Genomic DNA, 26,169 nt, shown 5'->3' with positions numbered 1-26,169 from the left:
TGAATGGAGATAGTACATTTGGCTGCTATCATCGCCGCTTCGGGCAAGATTGAAATGCCTGCCCGGATTATTCCGACTATCACTATTAGGTAACAGGTAGAGTCGTCCATGTTGGAAAAGCTGAGCAAACTACTCGACGTAGAAGAGCTGGATCGCAATCTCTTTCGCAGTCGTCACCACGTCGAAAATTATCGAAAAGTACTATTTGGAGGCCAGGTGCTTGGGCAAGCACTGATGGCCGCTACACGCACTGTTGAAGATCGTTTGCCACACTCCCTGCACTCCTATTTTTTGCGCCCCGGCTCCAGCGAACTACCGGTGATCTATGAGGTGGACCCTATCCGCGATGGAGGTAGCTTCACCACTCGCCGCGTTGTCGCAAAGCAACGAGGTCGGGCAATTTTCAACATGTCTGCTTCGTTCCAGATCAAGGAGCCCGGATTCGATCACCAGGCTGATATGCCATGCGAAGGGATTCCTGCCCCAGAGAACCTAAAGAATACGCAGCAACTGGCGCTTGAGGCAGGCTTAGTCAGCCCACAATATGATCAGCGCCGCTATATGATTGACTTCCGCCCGGTAGATCCTAAAAGCTACTTTGGTGCCGAGCTAAGTGAAGCGAAGTGCATGTTCTGGCTCCGCGCCGAGGGTGAGATGTCTGATGACCCTATGGAGCACCGCGCTGCGCTCTGTTACGCATCGGACATGGGATTGCTTGGAACCTCCTTACAGCCACACCATATTTCTTTGTTCGACCCCCACTTAATGCCGGCCAGCGTCGATCATGCGATGTGGTTCCACCGGGACTTCCGCCTGGACCAGTGGCTCCTCTATGTAACCGACAGCCCTTCCGCTACTGGCGCACGCGGATTTGCCCGTGGCCAGATTTTTACCCGCGACGGCGTACTGGTAGCCTCCACTGCGCAAGAGGGCCTAATTCGACAAATTAAAAGTTAAATCAATGGTTTACAGTAAAAAAAGGTTGCTATAATGCCGCCCACTTCGCTGATGAAGCGAGACCAATAAGTCGGTGAGTAGCGCAGCCTGGTAGCGCACTTCGTTCGGGACGAAGGGGTCGGAGGTTCGAATCCTCTCTCACCGACCAGATCTCAAAACCCGCACTAAGCGGGTTTTTTTGCGTCTGGATGACATCTATTTTCATCGCATAGTGGATTGATAGCTCTTTTCATCCAGATAACTCTTCTACCCACAACTTCCTGCTATTTTTCAACCACTCTCCCTTCAATCCACTGAAGTAGTCCAAATAGCTGACCTGGTGGTTTTGACATATATTCAAGCTAAAGCATCACCCTGCCACCAGGGAAAGAGAAAGGCCCATGAAATACGAAGAAATTCATGAGGAACATGACGACCCCCTGATCAATCAGCTGCACCGGGCGATCAAGGCAGCGGTTAGATTTCTAGCCATTCTTATGGTCATGGTTATTTTTTGGACCATTGCCGATGTGATTTATGTGCTTTATGAGAAACTCAAGTCTCCCCCATTCCTCCTGCTCGACATGGAGGACATCCTCGCAACATTCGGAGCCTTTCTGGCTGTCCTGATCGCAATCGAGATTTTTACCAATATACGCTTGTATCTGGGCACCAATGTCGTACCCGTCCAGTTAGTTCTGGCTACTGCCCTTATGGCTGTGGCCCGTAAAGTAATTGTTCTCGACCTTGGACTGGTAAGCTCTGAACAGATCATAGGTATCGCCATGGTCACTATCGCACTGGGCGTTTCCTATTGGTTAGTACAGGAAAAAATCAAACGTTCAGCGTAAAACCCACTACCGGTTCCTTTACACACATGGTTTACGACCTCGTAAATCAGGGCTCATAACCCTTCTCCCCCGTTATTGATTAACAAAGAATGGGGATATTTCTGGTGTTGTCAGATTTGCACATTGATAACGACTTTATAAGTGTATACTTTTTGTTAGTGTTTAATGCTAATTGATAACTTCAGTCACCGGGAGCTGGTAGACACAGGTGCCTTACTCTCGCCAATTTGCTTGAAGGTGACACTTGGGCACCTGTAGGCTTGGAAGCTGTCCAAATCTCAACCTGTTGGATTTCCTGCCAAAAAATGATGCTTACAAGACTGCTTACTCTCTCCATACTCCTCCTTTCTATCACCCCGGCCACCTGGGCTTATGACTTGCTTTACACAGCGAAAATAGACCCGGAAACCAAACTCGCGCGGGTGGAATTGGCACTTAGCGGGAAGAGTATCCCCAGTAAACTCACGATCAATTTAAGTTCGGGTCGCTACAAGGATCTTAAAAGTACAGACCCTCTTGAGATTAAAGGTGACAAGGCAGTCTGGCGCCCTAAAGGCCGTCAGGCAAAGCTCAGCTACAGCTTTGTGATAGACAACCAGAGGAGCAATGGCGGGTATGACTCCAGAATTACCGAAGACTGGGCAATCCTCCGCAGTGACAAGTTAATAGCCCCCATCTCTGCGACCAGCCGTGGACGTTCAAATGCACGCCTAAAGCTAGACATGCCCAAAGGCTGGTCATCTGCCCTGCCCTATCCAAAGATTGAAAATAATCTATACCGGCTATCTGATCCAAAACGTCGCTTTGTAAGGCCCAAAGGGTGGATGATCGTGGGCAAAATTGGCAGCCGCCAGGATATCATCGCGGGAACCGAAACCCGGATTTCCGGCCCCAAAGACCAAAATATACACCGCCAGGATATCCTCGCCTTCCTTAACTGGAACCTGCCGGAGTTAAAGAAAATTTTTCCGCTTTTTCCCGATCACTTATTGATCGTTACAGCAGATGATCCAATGTGGCGTGGCGGCTTATCAGGTACCCGATCATTATTTATGCATGCTGATCGACCACTAATCAGTGGAAACCGTACCAGCAGCATGATCCATGAGCTGGTACACGTCGGTACAGGCATCCATGGGGACGATCGGAGCGATTGGATTGTTGAAGGCTTGGCTGAATTTTACTCGCTTGAAATCCTACGTCGCACCGGCGGAATTAGTGAGGACCGCTACCAGGAGGCTATGGATAAACTAGCACGCTGGGGCAAAAAGGCCCCCTCTCTTTTGGTTAGACGCTCTTCGGGCCCAGTCACTGCCCGTGCTGCCGTAGTTATGCTGGAGCTGGATAATGAAATTCGAAAGGCTAGCGGCGGAAAAGCCAGTATTGATAATGTAGCGCGGGAGCTGGCAAGCACCCGGGGAGAAGTGACCCTGGAACGATTCCGTGAGCTATCCGAACAAGCTGCGGGCCAACCTATAAAAACCCTGGCGGTGGAAAACCTTACCGACGAGGGTCGGTAAAACGCCAAAACGCAAATAAAAAAAGCCCTGACGACGGGGGAGAGCGTCAGGGCCAAGACCATTAGGAGTGAAACTTGGAGGATTTCATCCTTGCTACACAGAGAGCAAGCCATTTCAGTCTGCTCTACCGGCGCTACTAAACACGTTTTGGGGGAGACGTGCTAGCCAGATAAAGACAGTATCGAACACACATGAAAGATTGCCAGCAGCGCTGAAAATAAATTTAGAACAAATGGAAATAGGTTCATTGGGAGCAGTGCTAAAAGTTATTACGCCTTCTGCCTAACCGTTCCACAGGAACTTTCCCGACTTTTTCACCTTTCTTTTTCATAATGTTGAAATCAACGCTTGACTAATCTCCGGGAGTCCATAGAATAGCGACCTCTTACGCAGCCAAGTGCACGTAAGTATAAGAAAACGCTAGGATTTTTCAGATTTATCAGATAGAATTCGCAGCGTTCCATTTCGCACTAAGTGTGAAATAAAAGGCTAGGTGGCAGAGTGGTCATGCAGCGGACTGCAACTCCGTGTACGCCGGTTCGATTCCGACCCTAGCCTCCATTTTCCTTTTCATCGCAAAGTCCTGTGAATTGCGCTGGAAGTGAGGATGAAGGACAGAGCAAAAAGCTAAGGTCCCCCTCGCAAAGGAACTGCCCGGGTGGTGGAATTGGTAGACACAGGAGACTTAAAATCTCCCGGCTTCACGGCCGTGCCGGTTCAAGTCCGGCCCCGGGCACCACACAGCACTTCAAAGTTAGATAGTTATTGTCCCCTCTAGTAGGAACGCTTCTCTATATTTTTTCCTCAGAATTTGAAGCCCCAGCCCCACTTCAACTCAGTTTTAACTTGATCAAAAAGTTGGCAGCTTACATAAGAAACTCATCACTCAATGAAGAGTCAAGCAACCCTTCGGTAGATCCGGCCATACCAGTCATAAATTCCCTCAAGTGATTTACTAAATATGACCCAACAATACGCATTGGGGTTAAGTTACTGGCGAACCCCTACTCCACGCACTTACTAATTACGATTAAATATACTCCTCAGATCCAAACCCCTCCCTTGAAGTTTATGCCTCTTCCAGGTTGCCCTTAAAATTTACAACGACTTCAAAAAACGCGCTTCACGAGGAAGAAAGCGATTCTCATAGTCCAGAGAAAAAACAACACGACTTGCCCTGCCGACTATTTCCTTTCGGGGAATAAGACCTATGACCCTGGAATCAGCGCTGTTATCTCTGTTATCCCCAAGGGCTAAGTAATGACCTGAGGGGATAGTGCCAGCGCTAAAACTCGACATTGGGGAAGAGTGTTTGTCAACTCTGACGAAGTGCTCAACACCTAGCAGATTTTCTATTTTATCCAGGCTATCACCATCAGCTTTAACAAGCTCATAATCAAGCCGCCGCCCATTAATTGTTAAAATATTATTTTTCATCCTAACATTATCCCCTGGAACACCAACAACACGTTTTACTAGCCTCTTTCCGGAAACTTTAGAATCAAAAACTACTATATCCCCCCTATCTGGGTTGGAAAGTTGATAAAGGGAAAAATGTGTAAACGGTACACGAACATCGTAAGCCATTTTATTGACAAGGATTCGATCACCTTCAACAATTGTCGGCCTCATAGAACCTGTTGGCACATCGCTCCAATCAGCTACAGCACTTCTGAAAATTAACATTAAAGCCAAAAATAATAAGATTGATTTATTCGATCCCCAAGCTCTAACCATAAAATTCTTCATCGCAATTCCTTTTTGCCTGACTCACATAAAATCTAGCATCCAGAGACTAGAGATGATAAATATCGAATGCAAGACACCCCATCGCAATAGGCATATCTACTCAGCGCAAATCAAGATAATATCTATCTAAATGGATCATATTTATGAATGTATGTAATTCTTATAAACGAAGACGGAATTTACCACCCTGCTCCTCATCCCCGGTGGACCATTCTGGATAAGTTCTGCATCTGGCTTTGCACGAGCTTTTCAACCCTATCATCGACCAATCGCCCATACTGATCGAAAGCCCTGGAGGCATCACTTACCATAATTTCTGGCTCATTGAGAACCCACGCTTTCAAAAACACCATCACCTGCCGCAAATGATACTGACACCGACAAGTACCCATACGGCCAGGGCTAGCCCCCATGATTGCAACCGGCTTATTATAAAACCCTTGTGGTTCATACCGAGACAACCAATCAATCGTATTCTTTAACACCCCAGGCATTGAATAATTATATTCTGGCGTGACAATCAGCACGGCATCAGAAGCAAAGAGAAGCTGATTTAATTGATCAACACTTTTTGGAAAACCAACATTCTTTACATCTTCATTGTACAAAGGAATATCATCAATTTTCCTAAGGTAAAATTCTAATTCCTTCGGCGCTAACTGAATGGCTTGATGCATCAGCTTTTTATTAAAAGATTCTGTTCTGAGACTACCACACAAAGCCAACACATTGATGGGAGCCATATAAATTCCTCTAACAGCCTTCTTGTGCCAACCTTAACCAGAAGATCGATACCTTTTAATATACTATAGGTACCTTGCACTACTGTTATTAACGCTTAAGATTTGACACCCGCCCAGATACCAACCTGCTTCTTGAATATCGCGAATGGCTAGTCACGTCACCACTGTCTACCCTTAGCCTGATTGGCATATTTTTCTTCATTTTGGTTTCTCTCCTTTTCTGAACGTGAAAGACACGAGGTTTACTATGAGGAAGTCAGCAAGAGAAACGCTGCGTACTAAAGAGCTCGCACAACTCAATACCCCAACAGACTTGAGTGAGAGCGCGCGTGAAGACATTACCAGCGCAGTGAATACATTGCTGGCAGATACCTTCGGGCTGTTTATGAAAACCAAGAATTTCCACTGGCATGTGAGCGGCCCACACTTTCGCGACTACCACTTGCTGTTCGATGATCAGTCAGAAGAAGTATTGGACATGACCGACGCGCTGGCTGAACGTGTGCGCAAGCTGGGAGGCACCACATTGCGTTCCATAAGTCATATCGCCAAATTGCAACGCTCAACTGATAACAACTCCGACTTTGTAGACCCACAAGACATGCTAGCGGAATTATGCGAAGACAATCAGGAGCTTGTTGCTTTTATGCGTGAAGTGCATGAGTTGTGTGATGACCACCATGATGTTGCAACAGCGAGTTTACTGGAAGAATTTATTGATCAGTCGGAAAAACGGGCTTGGTTCCTGTTTGAAGCAAGCCGGAGATCAGGTCTAACACGGCATTAGATTTCTCATGTCCCTAGACTTTAGAGCGGATTACATCCTATGGCACTTTAGGAAATATATCGTATTACAGGCCCGCTAGGATTAACATGACAACTTCAGTTCATAATCGGCGGGTCTCCAACCTATCAAGCTCATCATTATCCAGAAAAAGAAGAATTAGATTAAGATCATCACTTCTGTAAAATGCTTTACTTTTATACACCGCGCTTTGCATTTAGCATTTAGGAAAGTCACATTTCTAAATGCGCTCTCAAGACATTATGCTACTATCCCCCACCACCCCAAACCGCATGCCTTCCAATAATTGCTGACACATAGGATTCTAATATTGTTTGCAATCGAGAATACGAACGGCGGCTACCAGTTTCACTAGGCTATATGGCCTTTAAATATGATTGACAGCGTAACATTGCTAAAATCATATGGTTCAATTAAATGCCGCTAGTATTGCGGCAACTATAATTTTTATTGCTCCGTGAAGCTTATGACCCTCTGCGGAGAGACTGAAAAGCAGTAATGAAATATGACCATTGATTCTATCTGGAAGAAATACAGCGCAGCCCTCAAAGCTTTCCTCCATTCCAGGATCTCATCACCCGATATGGTGGATGATATTCTTCAGGAGATTCTGATCAGAACCCACAAGAATATCCATACGATCAGAGACCAAAAGAGTATCAAGTCCTGGTTATTTCAGGTCGCCAATCACGCGGTGATTGACTTCTATCGTAAGAAAGGAAGAGTAAAAGAGGTGACCCTAGACGATTCTTTTACGATAGAGGAAGACACCAATACACAACAAAGTTTATCGGCATGTATAGAACCCTTCATTAAAGGGCTGCCACCTCAATCGGCAGAACTGCTGATAGTAATCGAGCTAAATGGCCAGTCGCAAAAGGCTTATTCTGAGGAACATGGGATCCCCTACTCTACTGTCAAGTCCCGGGTACAAAAAAGTAGAAGGGAACTGCGCAGTCTATTTGAGGATTGCTGCCACCTGACACTCGATAGTCACGGAGCCGTGATTGACTACGTTCCTAAGTCCAATAAATACAGAAATTGTTGAAATCTTATCGTCCTTTTTAAGAGTGGCCCGTCTTATAGATATATACACTAGAGATGAGGATCAAAATGCTTGAGGTCATTAGCTTTAAAATTTGCCCCTTTGTACAACGGGTGACCGCTCTTCTTGAGGCCAGAAAGATTCCCTACAAAATCCAATACATCCGGCTTAAGGACAAACCACAGTGGTTCCTGGATGTGTCTCCGAACGGGCAAGTGCCAGTACTCATAACGGAAAGTGGCATAGCTCTATTTGAGTCCGACGCAATCGTTGAATACCTAAATGACATCTACCCCCGCCTGGAACCAGACATCAGCCCTGAACAGCGCGCCCTTGATAGGGCCTGGAGTTACCAGGCCGCAAAGCATTACCTGGTGCAATGTTCAGCTCAACGTAGCGCCGATAAGCAGACCTTGGAGGAACGTAGCAACAAACTTGACAAAGCCCTTGAGAAAGTCGAAAAAACTATTGGAAATGGGCCTTTCTTTAAAGACGCAAGGCTAAGTGACGTCGATATCGCATGGCTACCAATACTACATCGTGCCGCCATTATTGAGCTCCATTCGGGATATGATTTCCTGGCGGACTTTCCGAAAATGAAGGCTTGGCAGGCCAAGATGCTGCAGACGGGGCTCGCAGAAAAATCGGTGCCTGAAGATTTTGAGCAGCAATTTGTAGATTTCTATCTATCAGAAAATACTTACTTAGGTACTGGTAAAATTAGTATCAACAATCAAGATAACTCCTGCGCGAATCGCAGTTGTTGTTAAAGAACTTTGTTGTGCCCCTTCTTGGGGGCACAGACAATCGCTAATCAGCCTGACCCCTAATATCAAAGTAATGGATGTATTCTAATCTGCCCCTCCCTTACGTCTACTCGGCTCATGGGCCTCATAGCGAGGCAAGATATCCAGACTGTCCCAGTTTGCCCTTGAAGTTACAAAGTTGTGAGAAATTGGGCGCTCCTGAATATCTGAATCAAGAATGCCAAGGCGAAGGCGGAACCTTGAAGGGTCTTCAGAATTTGAGCTGTAGATCGGCGATGCACATACCTTACAAAAGTGCCGACTCTTTCCCGGGCGAAGCTCGAATGAGCCGATCAGATGCCTCCCTTGATCAATTGTTAATCCGCCTGCGTCTACGAAGCCATTGGTAGCAAAGGCAGTTCCGCTAGACTTACGACAAAGGGAACAATGGCAGTGAATAATATCCTTCACTCCACCACGGATAGAAATCTTAACGCCTCCACAAAGGCAGCTCCCTTTGTACATAACATCTCCATTAGTTATTAATAGAATTGGCCATACGTGCCGAAAGGACAACCCGAAGCCATTGCACACATCTTCCACGTGTAATAAACACACAACTTCGCCATTACACCCCACCCTATAGCCACTTCAGGAAGCAAATTAAAACGCTTTAGGGCAGATACTTCAGGAAAAACTCTTGTATATTTTCTCCCATAACCTTGCGGATTTCTCTCTCTGTAAATCCTTGATTCAACATTTCCCCAGTCAACAGATCCAGGTCGCCAACATCAAACGAAACCTCAACACTACCGTCATAATCTGATCCTAAAGCAACCTGATCCACTCCCAACAACTCTACGGCATAGCGAATTGTTTTAACAATATTATGGGGGCTGTTATCGCAAACTGCCCCTTTCCAAAAACCGATACCTACTAAGCCTCCACGCTCAGCTATCTCCTTCATAAGGTCATCGCTAATATTTCGCGGCGAGTTACAGCTGCCTTTCAATCCTGTATGAGAAACAATCAAAGGCCGTTCTGTCAGTGCCAACACATCTCTAACAACGGTTTCAGAAGAATGGGCTACATCAATAATAATCGAACGACGATCCATCTCCTGAACAGCCAGGCTTCCAAACTCCGTTAAACCGCCTTCACTTTGCCCATGAAGCGATCCACCCAATTCATTATCAAAAAAATGCTGTAATCCCATCACCCGAAAACCAGCATCGTATAAGCGATCTATGTTAGATAATTTACCCTCCAGTGGATGGGCTCCTTCAATACCGAGAATTGCCGCGAGAGTGCTGGCTCCTCGCTCCCGGGCCTGAAGGACTTGGCGCAGATCTTCAGCGGTGTGTACAATGCGAAACTGCTCCGGGAAAGATTCCTGTAGAGCAGTGGCCCTTTCGGAGTGGAAGAGCGCACGCTCTACAAGGCTATTCCAGGTTCTCGGTGGCCAACCTTGAGCGACCGCTAATAGCGTTATGTTGTCTCCGGCATCAGCAGAATTTTCACGATAGTTTTGCCCTCTGGGAGACTTGGTGACTGAAGTAAAAACCTGTATTCCGAGATTGCCGCGCCGGGCTCTGGGTAAATCAAGATGACCATAACTGGCGTCATTTGATAAATCTCTCGCCCAGAGGAAGCTATCCGCGTGCAGGTCACCAACAATAAGTGATCTATGCAATGTTCTAGCCTGCTCGGAGGTCTCAGAATAACCAGCAGAACCTATTTTGTTTAAATTTCGTTCGACCTCTGGAAGTAAAAACCACCTCCAACTCGAGAACAATATCAGTGCCAGTGCTGTCAAACTTGCAAGCCACGTCTTCATAATGAGTCTCGGTAGTCAATAATGTTGCGTAAAGTTGCCGTTATAACCTAAGAAGTTGTGGTATGTCAGGAACTTTAGGGGTCAATTAGTAATCACTGGGCAAATGAACCGGAAAGCTCGAACTAATTACGCTAAGGTTCAGCAGCCCAGTGTAATAACTAGCAGATAGGAAGACTAAGGAATAACAGTGGCAAAATACTATCGACTCACTCTGTTAATACTGATTACGGCACTATTCACTGGTTGTGCAGCACTTTCGCCTAACTTTCAAAAACCCGAGGTAGAAGTGATCGCAGTAGAACCACTGCCCGCAAGAACTGGCAACAACCTGAAGTTTCGAATACACCTCAGGGTCTTTAACCCAAACAATAGTGAGCTGGCACTATCAGGACTTTATTACACCTTACGCTTAGGAGGACATAAAGTGCTGACAGGCACCTCCAACAACCTCATGCCCATTGCTCCCTACGGTCAGGATGATATTGCTGTGGATGCTACTGCCAGCCTGGTTGGGTCTATCTTTGCTGCTGTCGACCTTATTAATCAAAATCAAGATTCCATACCTTATGAGCTGGAAGCAAAAATAGGCTTGAGTAAATCGCTGCTCCCTTCAATCAGGGTGAATAGAAGTGGTGTGATTAGCTTGAATCAGTATCAATAAGTCTTCTCCAGGGTTCATTACTCAGCATTACTACTTCAGTGCCGTGTCTTAATTAAAGCTTGTAGCGCAGCTATTCAGGAGGGCAAGTAGATATCGTCCTCCTGACAATGAAAAACTCATAATTGCTTAGTGACAATCAAAGACATTACAAAGTTACCCATCGGGGCACCATTGTGGCTCAGAAAGCCTTCATCAGGACGAACCTGGGAAGTATAAATTTTCGTGTTGTACCTGATATTGAAGCCAAATTCATAGGTATTACGCCCCCAAAAAGCCCCGATATTTGCGAGGATCACTTCTTTCTCTGGGACTACACCATAACTGAAAACTTTTACTCCCCTCTTAATCTCGGAGTTTCCCTCCATTAATACATTTCTCTGAACTGCTTTATGTTCCATCCCCAGCTTAAAATACCAGTATTGATTCCCTACTCGCGGTAAAGATATCGCACTGAAAGCTGGTAAAGAACTACCCAATAATAAGGTGATTCCGGCAGCATAATCTCGGACTATGTTGCCGGTTTTCCAGCGTAAGTAAGGGACCAAGCGATAGTTCATGCCTCCAAGATTCACTTTAGGTAATCGGTAATCCAGCTTAAGCTCCGGCATTAGCCCCCATTCATTAAAAATCTGGGAGTCCCACCCATGTGGAGGTGGCGAGGAGACAATCCAGTGTAGAAAAGTCTGTGTGAGACGAGCACCAGACCTAGGACCAATAGTCCCCGCATCAAGAGTGAAATCAACAATCCAGCGATTAGAGAACTGATATTTGTAGCTTGCGCCTAAATAGCTCCAACCAGCATATGGATGTTCATCATTGATTGGTGCAGATCTACCGAGATGGTCCGGGGTATAGATCTCCTGGCCAAGCCTTAAAGTGTAGGCTTTGCCTAGAGGACTCCAACGGATAAAGAGACCACCGGTATAGTCCCTATCAGTTTGGAAAAATGCATCATTAACCAATTCCAGCTGGAGTTTCCCCCTGGGAGAGTCATTCGCATTGGCCAATGAGTGATAACAGGCAGTAACCAAACTAACAATAAAAATCGGGAGTTTTTTTATATTCCTCAGCACCCTTAACCCGCCCCTTCATCCGTTGAAACCGGTACATCAAGTTAGTAGCCCTGTGATTAATTGCCCCAGTCACCAACTTTATCAGCCCCAGGAATTTCAAACTCAAGGTACTCCTGAATGCTAAATGGCATTTCTTCCATAACCGCTCTAACCCGCTGCCCAATGGCTTTGGTTTCGGGGCGCGCATTGGCCAGTCCGGTGTAGGGGATACCCTTCCCACTGGGCACATCCGGGTACTTCTTTTTAAAGAGCCGGTGCCGGGCTACCATGTGATTGAACTGCCCCTGGGTATAAATTAAGGGCACTAATTGCGGATACTCTTCACGAGGGTCCATATATAGGTCGTAGTAAGCCTCCGGCATTCCTGAAGATGCGACCTCACCAGCACCAATCCAGTGACGCTTATATCTCCCTTTTACCGTAGCCCCCAGATTGTGACCGGCATAGATAAAAACATAATCCCGACGGCTGTAGGTGTCACCATTTAGCAGCAGCGCTGTCTGGTCCAGACCATCCACTACCCTATCGGTGGGAATATGCTCAGTCGCACCGCCAAGCCTTGCAAATGTGGTGTATAGGTCCGTGATATGAATGATGTCCCCAACTGCCTGACCGGGCTGAATCATGCCCGGCCACCAAGCAAAAGCCGGTACTCTCACACCTCCCTCAGTAAAATCCCCTTTCCCCCCGATATAACATTGGGAGCATGCCCCAACCTGCCGGCGGGCTATGCACCATGGGGCCATTGTCTGCCATGGCGACAAAAAGGGTATTCTCCGCAATACCCAGCTCTTGCAGCTCTGCCATCAATTGGCCAGTGAAGTCATCGACTTCGGGGAATGAGTCTGCCACCATCAGACCAGAAACTGAGGGTTTGGGCATAAAGGCAGCCATAAAATTCAGAAAATTGGGCCAGTAAGCCACAAAAAACGGCTTTTTGGCTTCGGCATTCTTACGGATGAATGCCATGGTGCGACGCTCCGCCTCCGGGTCAAACTTGCTAAAACACTCGTTGGAAGTACCGCACCACTCCCTACCCTGCTGCCCTTTCTCACCCTCAATGTTCATTACCCAACCGGAGGGAATCAGGCCTGGATTGTCTAGGCGATAAGGATCGGGAGGGTATATCTCAGGAAACATACCAAGTACTGCATTTACAGCATTGGCCTGGGGATTGAAGAGAGAGGTTATCTGGTTCATGGGAGTAAATAACGCCTCATCAAATCCCTGGTTATGCAGATAGCTCTCCTCGATATCTCCCAAGTGGCCCTTCCCAAAGAATCCCGTGGCATAGCCGGCCTTTGACAGTACCTCCGCAATGGTTACCTCTTCAGCGCGAAGACCGGAAAATTCGTGGGGCATTCCCACAGTCCCCATGCCATACCGCACCGGATGACGACCGGTAAGCACAGCTGCTCGGGTAGGCGTACAGGAGGGTTCGGTATACATACGTGTAAAGTTGATACCCTCTGCCGCCATCTTGTTTAAATTGGGTGTTGTGTAACCAAAGTTCTTTTGAAGTACAGGAAAGCCAACAGCACCAAAGGCGGTATCATCCCAAAGTAGGAAAATGATATTGGGTGGCTGCCCATGCTTTTCCCGCAGGGCCTGCAAGCGTTTGGCTATTTCAGAATCTTCTTTTTGCCAGCGCCCACCATTTTGCATCTTCAGCACGTAATATTCGGCATCATGCACCACCTGCGCCTGCGGTAACATTGAGCACAGCAGCGCCAGTAGCCCTGCCAGAGATTGCCTCACTAACACACCCACCCTCCTATATTTATTTTGGCTGGGACAGCAATACTTTGATGAATTGAGTTACAAACCCAATTCATCACTCTAGAAGAACGACCCAATGGCAGCGCTATATGTGACGACAAATAGAGAGTTTTTGTAAATGGTTGGACGTTACAAGCTCAGTAATTACGTCAGGAAGGGTAGACTTTGAGATGTGGAGAGCCCCCGCCTCAAGCAGGGGGACACCTATAAATAATAAGACCGGTAATATGAAGGGATTTAGGTCATGGAGACTTATGATTGTCCGCCATTAACACCGGCCAAGCTGCGCGCAGGTACATCACCATGGTCCATAGAGTGAGCGCTGCGGCAACATACAGCAACAGGTAGCCCAGTGTTTCCATCACTGGAAAGTCTCGGACATCAAAAGCAAGAAGGACTATGATCGCTGCCATTTGTGCGGTCGTTTTTATCTTACCTACATAAGAAACTGCAACGCTGCTACGCTGGCCCAACTCTGCCATCCATTCCCGCAACCCAGAAACAGCGATCTCACGACAAATTATTACTGCGGCCGCCACCGTAAACCAGGCGCTCTTATGCAGCCCAACAAGTAACACTAGAGCAGTGGCCACCATCAACTTATCTGCAACCGGATCAAGGAAGGCGCCAAAGGCTGTACTTTGGTTTAGTTTTCTCGCCAGGTAACCATCCAACCAATCTGTGGCTGCAGCGGCAGCAAAAATCACGGCAGAGGCGATATAGCTCCACTTATAAGGTAAATAGAAAACCAAAACCAGGACCGGAATCAGTGCAACGCGAAGCAGTGTCAGTTGATTGGCGAGTGTCATACTTTTCTCTGTTCTTGTGGAGGGCGTACGTTAACAAGCCATCGCACAAAATGAAACGCTCAGTAGGAAAGCCGGATAATTTTTTCGACAACTTCAGCTGTTTATCATTCGTGATGTAAGGCCGAATATATATCTTGTGCGAGTTTGCGACTTATTCCTTCCACGCTGGCAATTTCTGTCACCGTAGCCTTCTTAATTTCCTGCAAACCACCAAAGTGGCGCAGCAATGCTCGCCGACGCGCAGGCCCTACCCCACCAATGCCTTCGAGTGGGGACTCTCGCCTCTTTTTATCCCGACGAGCTCTATGCCCCGTAATAGCAAATCTATGGGCCTCATCTCGAACTTGTTGAATCAGGTGCAATGCAGCTGAATCAGCGGAGAGCACGAGTTCTTTATTGCTAGAAACAACATGCAGAGTTTCAAATCCAGCCTTGCGAGTGGTGCCCTTAGCCACACCTATAATTTGTACGCCAACAACCCCAAGCTGATTGAGGGATTCAACAGCCTGGCTCACCTGGCCTTTACCCCCATCGATTAACAGGATATTTGGAAACTTACCCTCCCCATCAGACAGTCTTGTATAACGTCGCTTAAGGGCCTGTCCCATTGCGGCATAGTCATCCCCGGCCTGTATTCCCTTGATGTTAAACAGACGATAATCCGTTTTAACAGGGCCGCCGGTATCGAACACAACACAAGATGCGACCGTTGCTTCACCGGATGAATGGCTGATATCAAAACACTCCAGTCTTTCTGGCAGCTGCTCTAACCCAAGTACCTCCTGAAGAGACTCAAAACGACCAATTAACTTTTGCTGGGCAGCTGTACGGCTGCTTAAATTCTGTTGTGCCGCCTGCTGTGCCATTTCTACCCAGGTAGCTCTTCTGCCTCGCAAACGATATACGATCGCAACGTCCCTTCCTGCCTGTACACCGAGAGCCTGCTGTAAAGGCTGCATATCTTCAAGGGCTTCCGAGACCAATATCTCGCGAGGAATTTCACGAGGATTGCCAATATAGAATTGGGGTACAAAAGCAGAAAGCAGCTCCACGGGGCTCAAGCCGAGACGTTCACTGGGGAAGTAACTGCGACTGCCCAAGATACGCCCCTGTCGAATAAACAGAACGTGTACACAGCAACTTCCCCCTTCACTTGCCACCCCGAGCACATCGACATCGCCACTATCACCCTCTACCACCTGATCGGCCTGGAGGCGGCGCAAAGCAGAGATCTGATCCCGCAGGCGCGCAGCTTTTTCAAACTCCAAGGCTCTGGAGGCATCATCCATTTGGTCGGCAAGTTCGCGGATTATATTGTCGCTCTTGCCGGTGAGAAACATTTCCGCATGCCTCACATCCTGTCGATACTCATCCTCACCGATAAAATTCACACAGGGCGCAGTACAGCGCTCAATTTGGTATTGAAGACAGGGCCGGGAGCGATTGCGGAAGACGCTGTCTTCACAAGAACGGATACGAAATGTCTTCTGTAGGAAATTCAGGCTATCGCGAACCGATGAGGCATTAGGGAAAGGGCCGAAGTAGCGTCCCTTCTTACGCTTGGCTCCACGATGCAAAGCAATACGTGGGAAAGTATCGCTGCTCGAGAGAAAAATGTAAGGATAGCCCTTATCGTCTTTCAACATCACATTGTAAGGTGGATGCTGGGACTTGATCAGGCTTTGCTCAAGTACTAAGGCCTCTGTCTCGCTACGGGTGACAGTGACTTCAATATTGCCAATACGCTGCACCAACGCCATGGTCTTTGCGGTAAGGCCTGAGCTTCGAAAATAACTAGAAAGCCGGTTGCGAAGGTTTTTCGCTTTACCCACATAAAGGATCCGGTTATCCGCATCAAACATCTGGTAAACGCCAGGCTTGCGGGTAACCGAGGATAAAAAACGCTTGCTATCAAACATCTGGCAATCGGTACAGTGGGTTCATCAGGTTCCCACAGAAATTAAAGAGCCGCTTCTGGGTCAAGTATCTGGTACTTAACGGCAAGCAAAGTTAGCTCCACATCGCTGTTAATATTCAGCTTCTCAAATATCCGGTAGCGATAGCTATTTACGGTTTTCGGGCTTACGGAAAGCGACTGGGCAATCTCTGCGACTTTAGCGCCGTTAACAATCATATCAGCGGTCTGTAATTCACGTTTGGATAGTTTCTCGAAAGGAGACAGGTTTTCCGCCTGGCCAGAGACATTCCGCAAAGCCATTTTGGTGGCCATGGAGTTACTGATAAAGACACCACCACTGACAACAGTACGAATAGCGCGAACCATCTCCTCCAGGTCTGCCCCCTTAGTGACATAACCCATGGCGCCGGCCTGCATTAATCGACCAGGGAATAGGTCATCATCTAGGGCACTAACCGCGATCACCTTGGCCCCTGGACAGCGGCCGAGCAACTTTCGCGTTGCTTCAAGACCACCCATTCCAGGCATTTTAACGTCCATCAGGATGACATCGACCTCAGACTGGCGCACAAACTCCAAGGCTTCTTCGCCACAGTTTGCCTCGCCAACAACCTCTATATCCGCGACGTCACTCAGCATGCGCGAAATCCCCATTCGCACAAGATCGTGATCATCCACCACTAAGACTTTGATCAAATTATCCCCAACTACGGATAAGTGCAGCGGCTGCGCAGCGTATTAGTCCCCATCGCGCGCTCCCTCAAACTGCGTTCTTCTTTTTACTCACGAGGAAACTACCCCGTGTAGATCCACCCCAAGAATCCTGTCGCAACATACCAGACAAAAACGCTACTGCAAAGCAATACTGCCGTTTCAAATGCTGCCGAAAAGACATTTGGCCACAGGATCTTGCTGCCTTTATAACCATTTATTATACCGTAAAAACGTACCAAGTTATTTTTCTGCGATCAACATTCTCCTTTCCGCACTATTTGCGCCCTTTGATACGGATATGTGAAGAAAATGTTTATGGTACAAATCGAAATATATGAATCATGCTGCATTACTTTTGGTTATATAGTTACAGTTTGGAAAGGGCAGCATAAAGCCCTGTTGGGGATGATAGTTTTCTGGCAGTCAAACTCAACTGGCCCGGGAACTTTTGATCAGGGTAACTACGACCAACAAAAGATTGACTCTGCGCACGATTAACTGTGCTTAAGGAGCAGCCCCCAAATGAAGAGCCTATGAAAGAAAAAAGAGTCCGTGAGCTGCAAGCAAAAGCACCGAAGAGATGTTAGGGGTAGTAACGGGGTTCCGGCTCCAGGGATACACCAAATTTAGCATGGACATCTTCAGCAATATCTTCAGCCAATCGCGTCACTTCAGCACCGGGTCCTCTACCTGGATTTACCAGTACCAGAGCCTGCAACTCATGAACCCCGACAGCGTCACGCCTGACACCGCGCCAACCAGCCCGATCTATTAACCAGCCTGCAGCTAACTTCCAACAATCCCCAGCAGCAAATGCAACGAGATCCGGGTGCTCTGCCTTGAGATTCAGATAGCTATGGGTATCGACAATAGGGTTCTTAAAAAAGCTGCCGGCATTTGGGATTTTATCCGGCAACGGCAGCTTACTGTTGCGAATATAAATTACCGCCTGAGCAACCTGTGAGGGTGTAAGCCTATCAACATTCCAATTTTGTCCAGCTACATACTGGCTTAGCGCGGGGTAATCAATATGCGCTTGCCATTTCTTGGGAAGGCACAAGTTCACCTGGGTAATAATATATTTGTCCCGGAGTTTCCCCTTAAAAACACTGTCACGATAAGCGAAACTACAATCTTTTGCTGCAAAGTTTCGCAATTCACCGCTTGCGATCTCCATTGCCTGGAGACTCACGAAGCGATCACACAACTCAACTCCGTAGGCACCAATATTCTGGATTGGTGCAGCACCTATCTTGCCAGGAATAAGGGCAAGATTCTCAAGCCCTCCCAACTCCCCTTGCACCGTAGCCATTACTATTCGGTGCCAATTTTCACCAGCCGCCGCTTCTAGAATATGGCCCGAATTGTCAGGCCTAATAGAAAAACCACGAAGGTCGACCTGAATGACCAGGCCCGGATAATCACCTGTTAAAACTATATTACTACCACCACCAAGGGGCAATATTGGCAGGGAGCGCTCGCGGGCAAATGCTAATGCCTCACGCAACTGCTCCAACGTTTCCACCCTGGCAAAGAATGCACTGTGCGCAGAAATTGCCAGAGTATTATGCGGTTGCAGATCAATATCATTCTCTATCATTGAGGTTCAGCTTTAGCCGAGCAGTGAGCGCATGCGCTGAAGATCCTGTTCAGTATCTACACCGCCAGGTACCTCTGCACAAGCATTAGCCACATGAATATTCTCATCGTGGTACAAAAAGCGCAGCTGCTCCAGAGCTTCAAATTTCTCCAGAGGGGCCATTGGCCAAGTCACAAAACTTTGTAGCTGCGCCACTCGATAAGCATAGATTCCAATATGCCTACGTGGTTCCAGGCCTGCAGGTAGGTCGCTGCTATCCTGAGCAAAAGCATCCCTGGGCCAGGGAATGGGAGCACGTGAAAAATAGCGGGCCAAACCGGATTCTGCAGTTACAACCTTAACGATATTCGGGTTATGGAAATCCTCCAGGGTAAGAATTGGCTCTGCCAGAGTAGCAACGCCCGCATCGGTATTTTGCGCGAGATTGGAAGCTACCTGATCGATAACCTGAGGCGGAATCAAGGGTTCATCCCCTTGTACATTTACCAGGATACGATCGTCGGACAACCCCAGGTTTGCTGCCACTTCTTGTAAGCGATCAGTTCCTGACGCATGCTCCGTGGATGTCATACACACTTCACCACCAAAAGAACGTACAGTCTCCGCCACGCGCATATCATCAGTAGCGACAAAAATCCGCTCTGCACTACTCTCACTGGCACGCTCGTAAACATGCTGAACCATAGGCTTGCCGGCAATATCAGCCAGGGGTTTACCAGGTAACCGGCTTGAACCGAAGCGAGCGGGAATAATTACGTCAAAAGAGAAACTATTTTTCATGTTGGCAAAACTGTTGCAGGTGCTGATGCACCTTCTGATAGAAAAGGTCTGGTAATTTCGCTCGCACCTCAAGTGCCCACCAATGGCTCTCCCAGAAATCCCGGCATTTCACCGCGTCTTTCATAGTCATTAGCACTGGGGTTTCGCCATCAAAATGCAGCTCCTGTGGACTGAACTGATGATGGTCCGCAAAGGGCTGCTCCATCACCTTGTAGCCAAGTTTCTGCAGTTCGCGGAAAAACCGCTGGGGATTACCTATTGCTGCAACTCCATGACAGGGGCCGATCTCTGGTCCGGAAGTCAGTCGCAGGGTGGAGGTCTGGTCTAGATTGAACTGGTGCCAACAAGATGGCTCCAGTGTCATTTGGAATTCGAGCAAATCACCACACTGCTGCTTTACCTTGGGCTCTGGCTCGCCATTACTAACCACAATATCCACACTTTGCAGGCGGGTGGCGGGTTCCCGTAGCGGGCCCCGCGGCAACATATGGCCGTTGCCTAGGCCACGATGGCCATCCACTACGCAAATTTCCAGGCTCCGCCAGAGACTGTAATGCTGTAAACCATCATCCGAGAGAATCACATCGCACTGGTGGTAGTCGATCAGGGCCTGGGCGGCTTCAGTGCGTTGTGGGGAAACCATCACTGGAACTCCAGTGATCAGGTGCAGCATCAAAGGCTCATCGCCAGACTCCAATGGATGTGATTGCGCTGTAACCTGATAGGGGTAACGCTCAGCTCGCCCGCCATAACCGCGACTGATAATACCGGGGTTGTGGCCCCGCTCTTTAAGCCAGCGCGCGAGCTCTGCCACAAGTGGTGTCTTGCCAGCACCACCAACGGTAATATTCCCAACCACAATAACCGGTACTGAAAGAGGTTCCGGTGGCGTACGTGAGTTTAATACCCGACGCCGCCTACTCACTCCACCGTAGAGCATTTCCAGTGGCGTCAACAGGGAGAGGGAACGCCCCTTCCCTTTCTCCGGATACCAGCGCTTGTTAAACCAGTCTTCCAGTGACATCCAAGTGCCCTATCCCATTGTCTGCTGTTGCAACAAAGTGGCGTAACGCCCCCCGCGAGCGAGTAACTCTACGTGGTTACCACTCTCTACGATGTGTCCTTTCTCCATTACCAAAATACGATCGGCATTCTCGATGGTAGTTAAGCGGTGGGCAATAACAAACGTAGTGCGATTTTTCATCACTTCTGCCAAGGCAGCCTGGATATGCCGCTCTGATTCATTATCCAATGCAGAGGTTGCTTCATCCAAAATCAAAATTGGCGCATCCTTAAGCAGGGCCCGAGCAATTGACAACCGCTGGCGTTGGCCACCAGAAAGCATCTGCGCATTATCACCCAGAACAGTTTCCAGTCCCTGAGACAGCTCTTCAATAAAGTCTGCTGCGTGCGCCTGCTCAATTGCACGCAATACATTTTCCTTTGGCGCATGTTCAAGCTCACCGTAAGCAATATTTCGATAAACTGTGTCGTTAAACAGCACAATATTTTGCGACACCATACTGATATGCCTGCGGAGATCTTGCAAAGGTACCGATGAAATATCGGTACCATCCACCAGAATACGGCCACCTGTTGGCTCGTAGAAACGTGCCAGCAGGCTCACCAAAGTACTTTTACCGGAACCGGAGGCGCCGACCAATGCAATAGTCTCACCCGGCTCTACTGAAAAGCTGATATCAGATAGCACCTGGGGCGCGGATTCATCGTAGCTAAAGTCAAGTGCCTCAAAGGAAACCGAGCCACGAACTGGCTTGGGCAAATCCACATTTCCGCCTTGCGACTCCTTCGGCGCATCCATCACTTCGAAAATACTCTCCGCCGCAGCAATACCCTTCTGGATATCAGCAAAGACTTCCGACAGACTGCGCACCGGTTTTGCCAGGGAAGCCGCCGCGCCAATGTAGGCTGCGAAAACACCGGCAGTCATCGCCTCCACCATGCCCGGGGCCAACGCCAGCCATACGATAGTGGCAGTTGAGAGCCCTACCAGGATTTGGATCACAGATACACTGGCGTTGTTGGCTACCACCAGTTTCATAAACTGCCTGCGATTGTTATCGCTGGCAGACTGGAATCGCGAATTTTCGTATTTCTGACCACCATACATGCGTACCACTTGATAGCCATTAATTGCCTCTTGGGTAACATGTGTTACGTCACCCATGGAGTTTTGTATCCTGTGGCTCAACTTGCGGAAACGCTTGCCCACCGTACGCACAATCAGGGCAATAAACGGCGCAAACAAGAAAAAAGTCAGTGTCAGCTTCCAGTTCACTAGCAACAGGTATGCCAGCAAACCAATAGTGGTAAAAGACTCACGAAATAAAACCTTTACGGCCTTAGTGATAGAGTTAGTTACTTGCTCGACGTTATAGGAAACTTTGGAGATGAGGTAGGCGCCCGTGTAGCGATCAAAATAAGCACTGGGCAGCTGGCCAATCTTCTCAAACAGCTGGGCTCGCAGCTCGTGAATCACCGCACGACCCACATAAGCCAAGCCGTAGCTGCCGACAAAGTTTCCAATTGCTCTCAACACAATGATCAAAAGCATCGCAAGAGGTACCAACCAACGAGCAGTCTCCTGGGGCATAACCCCCCGGGATAATGGGATGCTACAAACTTGGATAGGAACCCCCTGCTCTCCTGAATACCTGCACCAACAGCGTCGAGCAATAGCTCAGTAACAGCAATCAGGCTCACGCCCATGATGGAGAACAGGAAAAATCCCAGTACCGCAACAGCAAAAATGGCCAGATGCGGTCGGGCGTAGGCGAGCAGGCGTCGATAAGTGTGCGCCCCGCGCTGTGGTGTGCTCGGGGGCAAGGTTACTTTCTTCATACAGACCAATGACTGGACCCACCCCTAAGGGGCGGGATCGCACACAAAACCTACAACCAATCGCAGTACCGAGGCAGGCTTTGCGCGCTAGTTCTCTTCCGGTTGCCGTGTAGTAATGCTTAGGTTGACAAAGCCCAGCTGTCCAGCGGCATCCATTGCACGAACCACGGCCTGGTGGTGGGCTGTGGCGTCGGCGGTTATAACAAGCGGGCGATTGTACTCGCCTGCGGATACTTCCGACAGCGCAGATTTCAAAGTGGTCAGTTTTTTATTGATCAGTGCCTGACCATCCACCGAATAGGAGCCATCTGCACTGATCAGAATTTCTACAGCTTGCGGTTGATCCGCTGCCTGAGGGCCCGCGGCCTCAGGCAGGTTCAACTTGAGATGGCTCTCTTTGGTGAAAGTAGTAGACACCATAAAAAATATGAGGAGCAGAAAGACCACATCGATCAATGGCGTTAGGTTTACCCCATCCTGCTCTTTGGTTTGGCGGCGAAACTGCATGGATTGCTACCTCGCTCAGGCCGCATCTTCGATTTTGCGGTCACTGTGTAAAGCATCCACGAGTTTTACCGCTTCCTGCTCCATAGTCACTACGATGGTATCTACCCGGCGCTGAAAGTACCTGTGTGCCATCAGTGCAGGAATCGCGACAGTCAAACCGGCGGCAGTGGTAATCAGAGCCTGGCTGATACCTCCGGCCAGTACACCCGCGTTTCCGGTGCCTTCAAGCATAATTGCCGTAAACACCTGGATCATACCGATAACAGTACCCAATAAACCAATCAAAGGGGCAACAGCAGCAATCGTGCCCAATGCACCCAGGAAACGCTCCAGGTCGTGGACCACTTGGCTCGCAGTTTCCTCAATACTGTCTTTCATAACCTCCCGCCCATGACGGGAGTTGGAAAGCCCTGCAGCAAAAATGCGCCCTAAAGGACTGGAGTCACGTAACTCTTTTAACTTGTCGGCGTTTACCTGGTTGCTTTTCAGCCACCCCCAAACATCTCCTAGCAAAGTACGCGGTGCAATACGCTGGGGATTCAAAGTCCAAAGGCGCTCAATACAAATTGCAATTACGGCAACAGAACAAAGCAGGATCGGCAACATCAGCCAGCCGCCAGATTTTATTATTTCAAACACTTTTTTGGCCCCAAACAGCGAGAGGGATTTTCGTAATTTTCTTCTGCACTTGAGATGCAGGATGGGCACTTTATCACAGCTACTCCCGGCGGCTAAGTCTTCCAGGTAATCCTTCGCTATCAGTGTGACTCGCATACCAAAATCGCGGAGCCGACCGCGCGATAAAAATTTCAGGTTCTAGAGCGTTTTCCCCCAGAAAAATTCAACCGCGCCACTGTCGGCAGTATTGAAAATTCGCGCACCAACTTCATGATACCGCGCAACCACATCTGAGTGTGGATGACCAAAGTGATGACGAAATCCCGCACTGAAAACAACATGTCTGGGCTTTGCCCAGTTCAACAAAGCCATGGATGATGAAGTCTTTGAACCATGGTGAGGTGCCACCAGTACATCCACTGGAACAAACTGCGGATAAGTCATTACCAGGCGGCGCTCTACTGCAGCACTGATATCACCGGTTAGCAATATCCGTACCTCACCCCATTCAACCAGGGCAACACAGCTGTGGTCATTCTCCTCACCAGTAACTGTTACTTGCTCGGGCCAAAGCCAGCGGATATTAATATCACCAAATTTTTCTTCTTTGCCCGCAACGCAAGTTTTGGAGAATACATCCAAGCCAGCCGCTAATTTTTGCCCTAACTTTCCTGGTGCGTACAGGTTGCTAACAGATTTACCAGACAACACCCCCTCAACGCCCCCGGCGTGATCCTGATCACCATGGCTGACAATCAGCGCATCCAGTTGATCAATTCCTCTACCACTGAGAAACGGTGCAACAATTGTATTTCCCGCACTCCATCCGGAATTCGAAACCGGCCCGGCATCAACTACCAGCTTACCCCGTGAAGAATAAAGAACTAAAGCCAGGCCCTGCCCTACATCCAACACAGCAAATGTGAGCCCCTCACGCTCAGTTGCAGGTAGAGGCAATACCGGTTGAATCAGAGGTAACAGGAATAGCCACCCCAGGTTTCTTCCCGGCATTCCCCTCGGCATCAGTAACATCAGCAGGCACCCCGCGACAACTGATAACATCAACACACCCTGGGGAGGGCTCAGAGCCTGCCAGGTGGGCAAGTATCTGTCAGCTCTCTCCAATAGCTGCAAGAGAAGGTCCAGCTGCCATCCGGCAAAACTGAGAAACAAATGCCCCAACGCCGTGTTTATTAACAAAGCCCCCAACATCAAAGCTGGCAGGATTAGCAAGCCCAACCACGGAATAGCGAGTAAGTTAAGCAGTAATCCGCCGCTGCTGTAACCGGAAAAGTAGACAACTGAAGGTAGTATCAAGCCCAGCGCGACCAGCCATTGGCTACGTAGCAGCTGAAGAAAAGCATTGAGAGTATCTGCAACCCTGGGTAACGACCGCCAACCCCCTTCCCTACCTTGGTCCTGGTGTCCCTTCCCAATCACCTGTCGCCCACCGAAGCCGAGGAGCAACGCCGCTACTGCAGCGAATGACAGCCAGAATCCAGCTTCGTAAAAGGCAAGAGGCTGAATCACCAGTACAAGCGTCAAAGCCAGAGCGAAAGCAAATCCCGCACCTATCCTACGGCGCCACTGCCAGGCGAGTAGCAACACCCATGTCATTACCATCGCCCTCTGGGCTGATAGCGGTGCGCCAGCCAGCAGGGTGTAAACCAAGACCCCGGAAGACGCCAAGATGACCGGAAGTAACCTCAGGCTAGCGCCAATAAACACACCAGCACTTCGACTAATCATATTACCGATCAGCAGTAGAAAGCCCGCAACCATCCCAACGTGAAGTCCAGAAATGGCCAACAAGTGCGCTGTCCCCGTCCGCTGCAATATTTCACGTTCCTCTCCACTGAGCCCACTGCGATCCCCTAGTAGCAGCGCAGCCGCCAGTGCAGGCCTTTCAATCGGCAGTTCTCGAAGAGCTTCACGAAACACATCGCGTATTTTCGCCAGTCCCCAGCCCTGCCCCAACCATTCTGGATTTAGATCTTTCGGGCGAACATAGCCAGTTGCATACACACCACGACGCAATAACCAGCCCTCGTAGTCAAACCCATAGGGGTTTACACTACCCCGCGGTCGCTTTAGACGGACGGGCAACCTCCAATGACTGTTACCTCGCAATTGAACAAGAGCGCTCGGAGTTACTCGGTACCAGGTGAGATAGAGAAGACTCCCAGAGACAATATCTTCATTCGTAGAGACCACTTTAGCCTGAAAGCGTATATTGACACCCGGATCTCGCTGCCAGCTCCCTCCGTCTACTGAGCGGATTTCTGGCAAAGAAGTGACTTCTATATCCAAGAAATGATCTGACCCATGAGCCCAAAGAGGCAATCGTTGATCCAGGACTGCCTGGTTGGAAAATAGTGCCCAGGACGACCCAGCAAAGGACACTAAAAGAATGCCCCATAGACTGATACGCTGCGAAGACGGTGCCACAACAAGGCTTACTACCAGGTAGCCACCCAATAGCTCTGTGGGCCGGGGCAATACGGGAAGTAGCCCAACCAATACAATTGACAGGGAAAACACCCATAGCCACACAATCGGCCCGCCAAGTATCGGTACCCTAGATCCACCAGCTCTTCTTTCTCCTTTGGCGACAGG

General features: G+C 48.7%; 25 protein-coding genes and 3 tRNA genes. 10 read left to right on the top strand and 18 right to left on the bottom strand.

Features of this window, described 5'->3' with window-relative positions; all coding sequences use genetic code 11:
* Window positions 1-108 precede the first annotated feature (108 nt).
* From P3339_RS10860 to P3339_RS10835, 6 genes are all read left to right on the top strand, one after another.
* Window positions 109-957: an acyl-CoA thioesterase gene (locus P3339_RS10860; protein WP_020412908.1), complete on the top strand. Its 849-nt coding sequence runs from the start codon at window positions 109-111 to the stop codon at window positions 955-957.
* A 71-nt stretch (window positions 958-1,028) separates the two neighbouring features.
* Window positions 1,029-1,105 (top strand) — tRNA-Pro (locus P3339_RS10855).
* A 232-nt stretch (window positions 1,106-1,337) separates the two neighbouring features.
* The gene (locus P3339_RS10850) at window positions 1,338-1,787 is read left to right on the top strand and encodes a phosphate-starvation-inducible PsiE family protein (protein WP_020412909.1); all 450 of its coding nucleotides are present in this window, start codon (window positions 1,338-1,340) and stop codon (window positions 1,785-1,787) included.
* 305 nt (window positions 1,788-2,092) lie between these two features.
* The gene (locus tag P3339_RS10845) at window positions 2,093-3,307 is read left to right on the top strand and encodes a hypothetical protein (protein WP_282953393.1); all 1,215 of its coding nucleotides are present in this window, start codon (window positions 2,093-2,095) and stop codon (window positions 3,305-3,307) included.
* 487 nt (window positions 3,308-3,794) lie between these two features.
* Window positions 3,795-3,868 (top strand) — tRNA-Cys (locus P3339_RS10840).
* A 91-nt stretch (window positions 3,869-3,959) separates the two neighbouring features.
* Window positions 3,960-4,046 (top strand) — tRNA-Leu (locus P3339_RS10835).
* 359 nt (window positions 4,047-4,405) lie between these two features.
* Here the strand turns inward: P3339_RS10835 and lepB are convergent.
* Window positions 4,406-5,056, bottom strand: coding sequence for a signal peptidase I (gene lepB, locus P3339_RS10830; protein WP_282953392.1), 651 nt, complete (start codon window positions 5,054-5,056; stop codon window positions 4,406-4,408).
* Between the two features lie 194 nt (window positions 5,057-5,250).
* On the bottom strand, window positions 5,251-5,799 hold the full coding sequence (locus P3339_RS10825; protein ID WP_282953391.1) for an NADPH-dependent FMN reductase: 549 nt from the start codon (window positions 5,797-5,799) through the stop codon (window positions 5,251-5,253).
* Between the two features lie 247 nt (window positions 5,800-6,046).
* Between P3339_RS10825 and P3339_RS10820 the strand changes: the two genes are divergently transcribed.
* The 3 genes from P3339_RS10820 to P3339_RS10810 all read left to right on the top strand — a co-directional run bounded on the left by P3339_RS10820 (window position 6,047) and on the right by P3339_RS10810 (window position 8,419).
* On the top strand, window positions 6,047-6,586 hold the full coding sequence (locus P3339_RS10820; RefSeq protein ID WP_020412931.1) for a Dps family protein: 540 nt from the start codon (window positions 6,047-6,049) through the stop codon (window positions 6,584-6,586).
* A gap of 523 nt (window positions 6,587-7,109) precedes the next feature.
* On the top strand, window positions 7,110-7,652 hold the full coding sequence (gene sigZ / locus P3339_RS10815) for an RNA polymerase sigma factor SigZ (protein ID WP_020412932.1): 543 nt from the start codon (window positions 7,110-7,112) through the stop codon (window positions 7,650-7,652).
* A gap of 65 nt (window positions 7,653-7,717) precedes the next feature.
* Window positions 7,718-8,419 (top strand): glutathione S-transferase family protein, encoded by a 702-nt coding sequence (locus tag P3339_RS10810; protein ID WP_026305039.1) that lies wholly within the window; start codon window positions 7,718-7,720, stop codon window positions 8,417-8,419.
* Between the two features lie 81 nt (window positions 8,420-8,500).
* On the opposite strand, the gene P3339_RS10805 is transcribed toward P3339_RS10810, so the two are convergent.
* Together P3339_RS10805 and P3339_RS10800 are read right to left on the bottom strand one after the other, a co-directional pair.
* Window positions 8,501-8,920, bottom strand: a complete 420-nt coding sequence (locus P3339_RS10805) for a GFA family protein (protein WP_020412934.1) — start codon at window positions 8,918-8,920, stop codon at window positions 8,501-8,503.
* Between the two features lie 148 nt (window positions 8,921-9,068).
* Window positions 9,069-10,232, bottom strand: a complete 1,164-nt coding sequence (locus tag P3339_RS10800) for a dipeptidase (protein WP_502867324.1) — start codon at window positions 10,230-10,232, stop codon at window positions 9,069-9,071.
* Window positions 10,233-10,419: 187 nt separating this feature from the next.
* Between P3339_RS10800 and P3339_RS10795 the strand changes: the two genes are divergently transcribed.
* Complete coding sequence (locus P3339_RS10795; protein ID WP_282953389.1) at window positions 10,420-10,893, top strand: LEA/WHy family protein; 474 nt, start codon at window positions 10,420-10,422, stop codon at window positions 10,891-10,893.
* Window positions 10,894-11,009: 116 nt separating this feature from the next.
* Here P3339_RS10795 and P3339_RS10790 read toward each other — a convergent pair whose 3' ends face one another.
* The 14 genes from P3339_RS10790 to P3339_RS10725 form a co-directional block, all read right to left on the bottom strand.
* Window positions 11,010-11,966: a lipid A deacylase LpxR family protein gene (locus P3339_RS10790; RefSeq protein ID WP_282953388.1), complete on the bottom strand. Its 957-nt coding sequence runs from the start codon at window positions 11,964-11,966 to the stop codon at window positions 11,010-11,012.
* 56 nt (window positions 11,967-12,022) lie between these two features.
* Window positions 12,023-12,592 (bottom strand): alkaline phosphatase family protein, encoded by a 570-nt coding sequence (locus P3339_RS10785; RefSeq protein WP_353056904.1) that lies wholly within the window; start codon window positions 12,590-12,592, stop codon window positions 12,023-12,025.
* 40 nt (window positions 12,593-12,632) lie between these two features.
* Complete coding sequence (locus tag P3339_RS10780; RefSeq protein WP_282953386.1) at window positions 12,633-13,730, bottom strand: sulfatase-like hydrolase/transferase; 1,098 nt, start codon at window positions 13,728-13,730, stop codon at window positions 12,633-12,635.
* 257 nt (window positions 13,731-13,987) lie between these two features.
* On the bottom strand, window positions 13,988-14,554 hold the full coding sequence (gene pgsA / locus P3339_RS10775; protein WP_020412939.1) for a CDP-diacylglycerol--glycerol-3-phosphate 3-phosphatidyltransferase: 567 nt from the start codon (window positions 14,552-14,554) through the stop codon (window positions 13,988-13,990).
* 104 nt (window positions 14,555-14,658) lie between these two features.
* Window positions 14,659-16,473: an excinuclease ABC subunit UvrC gene (uvrC, locus tag P3339_RS10770; RefSeq protein WP_020412940.1), complete on the bottom strand. Its 1,815-nt coding sequence runs from the start codon at window positions 16,471-16,473 to the stop codon at window positions 14,659-14,661.
* 41 nt (window positions 16,474-16,514) lie between these two features.
* On the bottom strand, window positions 16,515-17,168 hold the full coding sequence (locus P3339_RS10765) for a response regulator (RefSeq protein ID WP_026305042.1): 654 nt from the start codon (window positions 17,166-17,168) through the stop codon (window positions 16,515-16,517).
* Window positions 17,169-17,769: 601 nt separating this feature from the next.
* Window positions 17,770-18,786 (bottom strand): UDP-N-acetylmuramate dehydrogenase, encoded by a 1,017-nt coding sequence (murB, locus tag P3339_RS10760; RefSeq protein ID WP_282953385.1) that lies wholly within the window; start codon window positions 18,784-18,786, stop codon window positions 17,770-17,772.
* Between the two features lie 12 nt (window positions 18,787-18,798).
* Complete coding sequence (gene kdsB / locus P3339_RS10755) at window positions 18,799-19,566, bottom strand: 3-deoxy-manno-octulosonate cytidylyltransferase (protein ID WP_282953384.1); 768 nt, start codon at window positions 19,564-19,566, stop codon at window positions 18,799-18,801.
* Window positions 19,556-20,590, bottom strand: coding sequence for a tetraacyldisaccharide 4'-kinase (gene lpxK, locus P3339_RS10750; RefSeq protein WP_282953383.1), 1,035 nt, complete (start codon window positions 20,588-20,590; stop codon window positions 19,556-19,558). The genes kdsB and lpxK overlap by 11 nt, the downstream gene beginning before the upstream one ends.
* A gap of 9 nt (window positions 20,591-20,599) precedes the next feature.
* Complete coding sequence (gene msbA, locus P3339_RS10745) at window positions 20,600-22,180, bottom strand: lipid A export permease/ATP-binding protein MsbA (protein ID WP_282953382.1); 1,581 nt, start codon at window positions 22,178-22,180, stop codon at window positions 20,600-20,602.
* A complete protein-coding gene (locus tag P3339_RS10740) occupies window positions 22,132-22,428 on the bottom strand; it encodes a hypothetical protein (RefSeq protein WP_282953381.1) in 297 nt (98 codons plus the stop codon). The genes msbA and P3339_RS10740 overlap by 49 nt, the downstream gene beginning before the upstream one ends.
* Window positions 22,429-22,515: 87 nt before the next feature.
* Window positions 22,516-22,935 (bottom strand): ExbD/TolR family protein, encoded by a 420-nt coding sequence (locus P3339_RS10735; protein WP_020412947.1) that lies wholly within the window; start codon window positions 22,933-22,935, stop codon window positions 22,516-22,518.
* A 15-nt stretch (window positions 22,936-22,950) separates the two neighbouring features.
* Complete coding sequence (locus P3339_RS10730; RefSeq protein WP_020412948.1) at window positions 22,951-23,574, bottom strand: MotA/TolQ/ExbB proton channel family protein; 624 nt, start codon at window positions 23,572-23,574, stop codon at window positions 22,951-22,953.
* A 177-nt stretch (window positions 23,575-23,751) separates the two neighbouring features.
* The gene (locus P3339_RS10725) at window positions 23,752-26,106 is read right to left on the bottom strand and encodes a DNA internalization-related competence protein ComEC/Rec2 (RefSeq protein WP_282953380.1); all 2,355 of its coding nucleotides are present in this window, start codon (window positions 26,104-26,106) and stop codon (window positions 23,752-23,754) included.
* Window positions 26,107-26,169 lie beyond the last annotated feature (63 nt).

This window comes from Microbulbifer sp. MLAF003 (assembly GCF_030012965.1).
Lineage (GTDB): Bacteria > Pseudomonadota > Gammaproteobacteria > Pseudomonadales > Cellvibrionaceae > Microbulbifer > Microbulbifer variabilis.
This window is presented reverse-complemented; position numbering and strand designations above follow the sequence as displayed.

Excerpts from the sequence above, each read along its gene's own strand:
- pgsA (WP_020412939.1), bottom strand. The coding sequence starts at position 14,554 with ATGACACTCGCCAATCAACTGACACTGCTTCGCGTTGCACTGATTCCG.
- P3339_RS10820 (WP_020412931.1), top strand. The coding sequence starts at position 6,047 with ATGAGGAAGTCAGCAAGAGAAACGCTGCGTACTAAAGAGCTCGCACAA.
- P3339_RS10785 (WP_353056904.1), bottom strand. The coding sequence starts at position 12,592 with ATGATTCAGCCCGGTCAGGCAGTTGGGGACATCATTCATATCACGGAC.
- P3339_RS10860 (WP_020412908.1), top strand. The coding sequence starts at position 109 with ATGTTGGAAAAGCTGAGCAAACTACTCGACGTAGAAGAGCTGGATCGC.
- lepB (WP_282953392.1), bottom strand. The coding sequence starts at position 5,056 with ATGAAGAATTTTATGGTTAGAGCTTGGGGATCGAATAAATCAATCTTA.
- msbA (WP_282953382.1), bottom strand. The coding sequence starts at position 22,180 with ATGCCCCAGGAGACTGCTCGTTGGTTGGTACCTCTTGCGATGCTTTTG.
- P3339_RS10850 (WP_020412909.1), top strand. The coding sequence starts at position 1,338 with ATGAAATACGAAGAAATTCATGAGGAACATGACGACCCCCTGATCAAT.
- P3339_RS10825 (WP_282953391.1), bottom strand. The coding sequence starts at position 5,799 with ATGGCTCCCATCAATGTGTTGGCTTTGTGTGGTAGTCTCAGAACAGAA.
- uvrC (WP_020412940.1), bottom strand. The coding sequence starts at position 16,473 with ATGTTTGATAGCAAGCGTTTTTTATCCTCGGTTACCCGCAAGCCTGGC.
- P3339_RS10800 (WP_502867324.1), bottom strand. The coding sequence starts at position 10,232 with ATGAAGACGTGGCTTGCAAGTTTGACAGCACTGGCACTGATATTGTTC.
- P3339_RS10805 (WP_020412934.1), bottom strand. The coding sequence starts at position 8,920 with ATGTACAAAGGGAGCTGCCTTTGTGGAGGCGTTAAGATTTCTATCCGT.
- kdsB (WP_282953384.1), bottom strand. The coding sequence starts at position 19,566 with ATGAAAAATAGTTTCTCTTTTGACGTAATTATTCCCGCTCGCTTCGGT.
- lpxK (WP_282953383.1), bottom strand. The coding sequence starts at position 20,590 with ATGTCACTGGAAGACTGGTTTAACAAGCGCTGGTATCCGGAGAAAGGG.
- P3339_RS10740 (WP_282953381.1), bottom strand. The coding sequence starts at position 22,428 with ATGAAGAAAGTAACCTTGCCCCCGAGCACACCACAGCGCGGGGCGCAC.
- P3339_RS10810 (WP_026305039.1), top strand. The coding sequence starts at position 7,718 with ATGCTTGAGGTCATTAGCTTTAAAATTTGCCCCTTTGTACAACGGGTG.
- murB (WP_282953385.1), bottom strand. The coding sequence starts at position 18,786 with ATGATAGAGAATGATATTGATCTGCAACCGCATAATACTCTGGCAATT.
- P3339_RS10845 (WP_282953393.1), top strand. The coding sequence starts at position 2,093 with ATGATGCTTACAAGACTGCTTACTCTCTCCATACTCCTCCTTTCTATC.
- sigZ (WP_020412932.1), top strand. The coding sequence starts at position 7,110 with ATGACCATTGATTCTATCTGGAAGAAATACAGCGCAGCCCTCAAAGCT.
- P3339_RS10735 (WP_020412947.1), bottom strand. The coding sequence starts at position 22,935 with ATGCAGTTTCGCCGCCAAACCAAAGAGCAGGATGGGGTAAACCTAACG.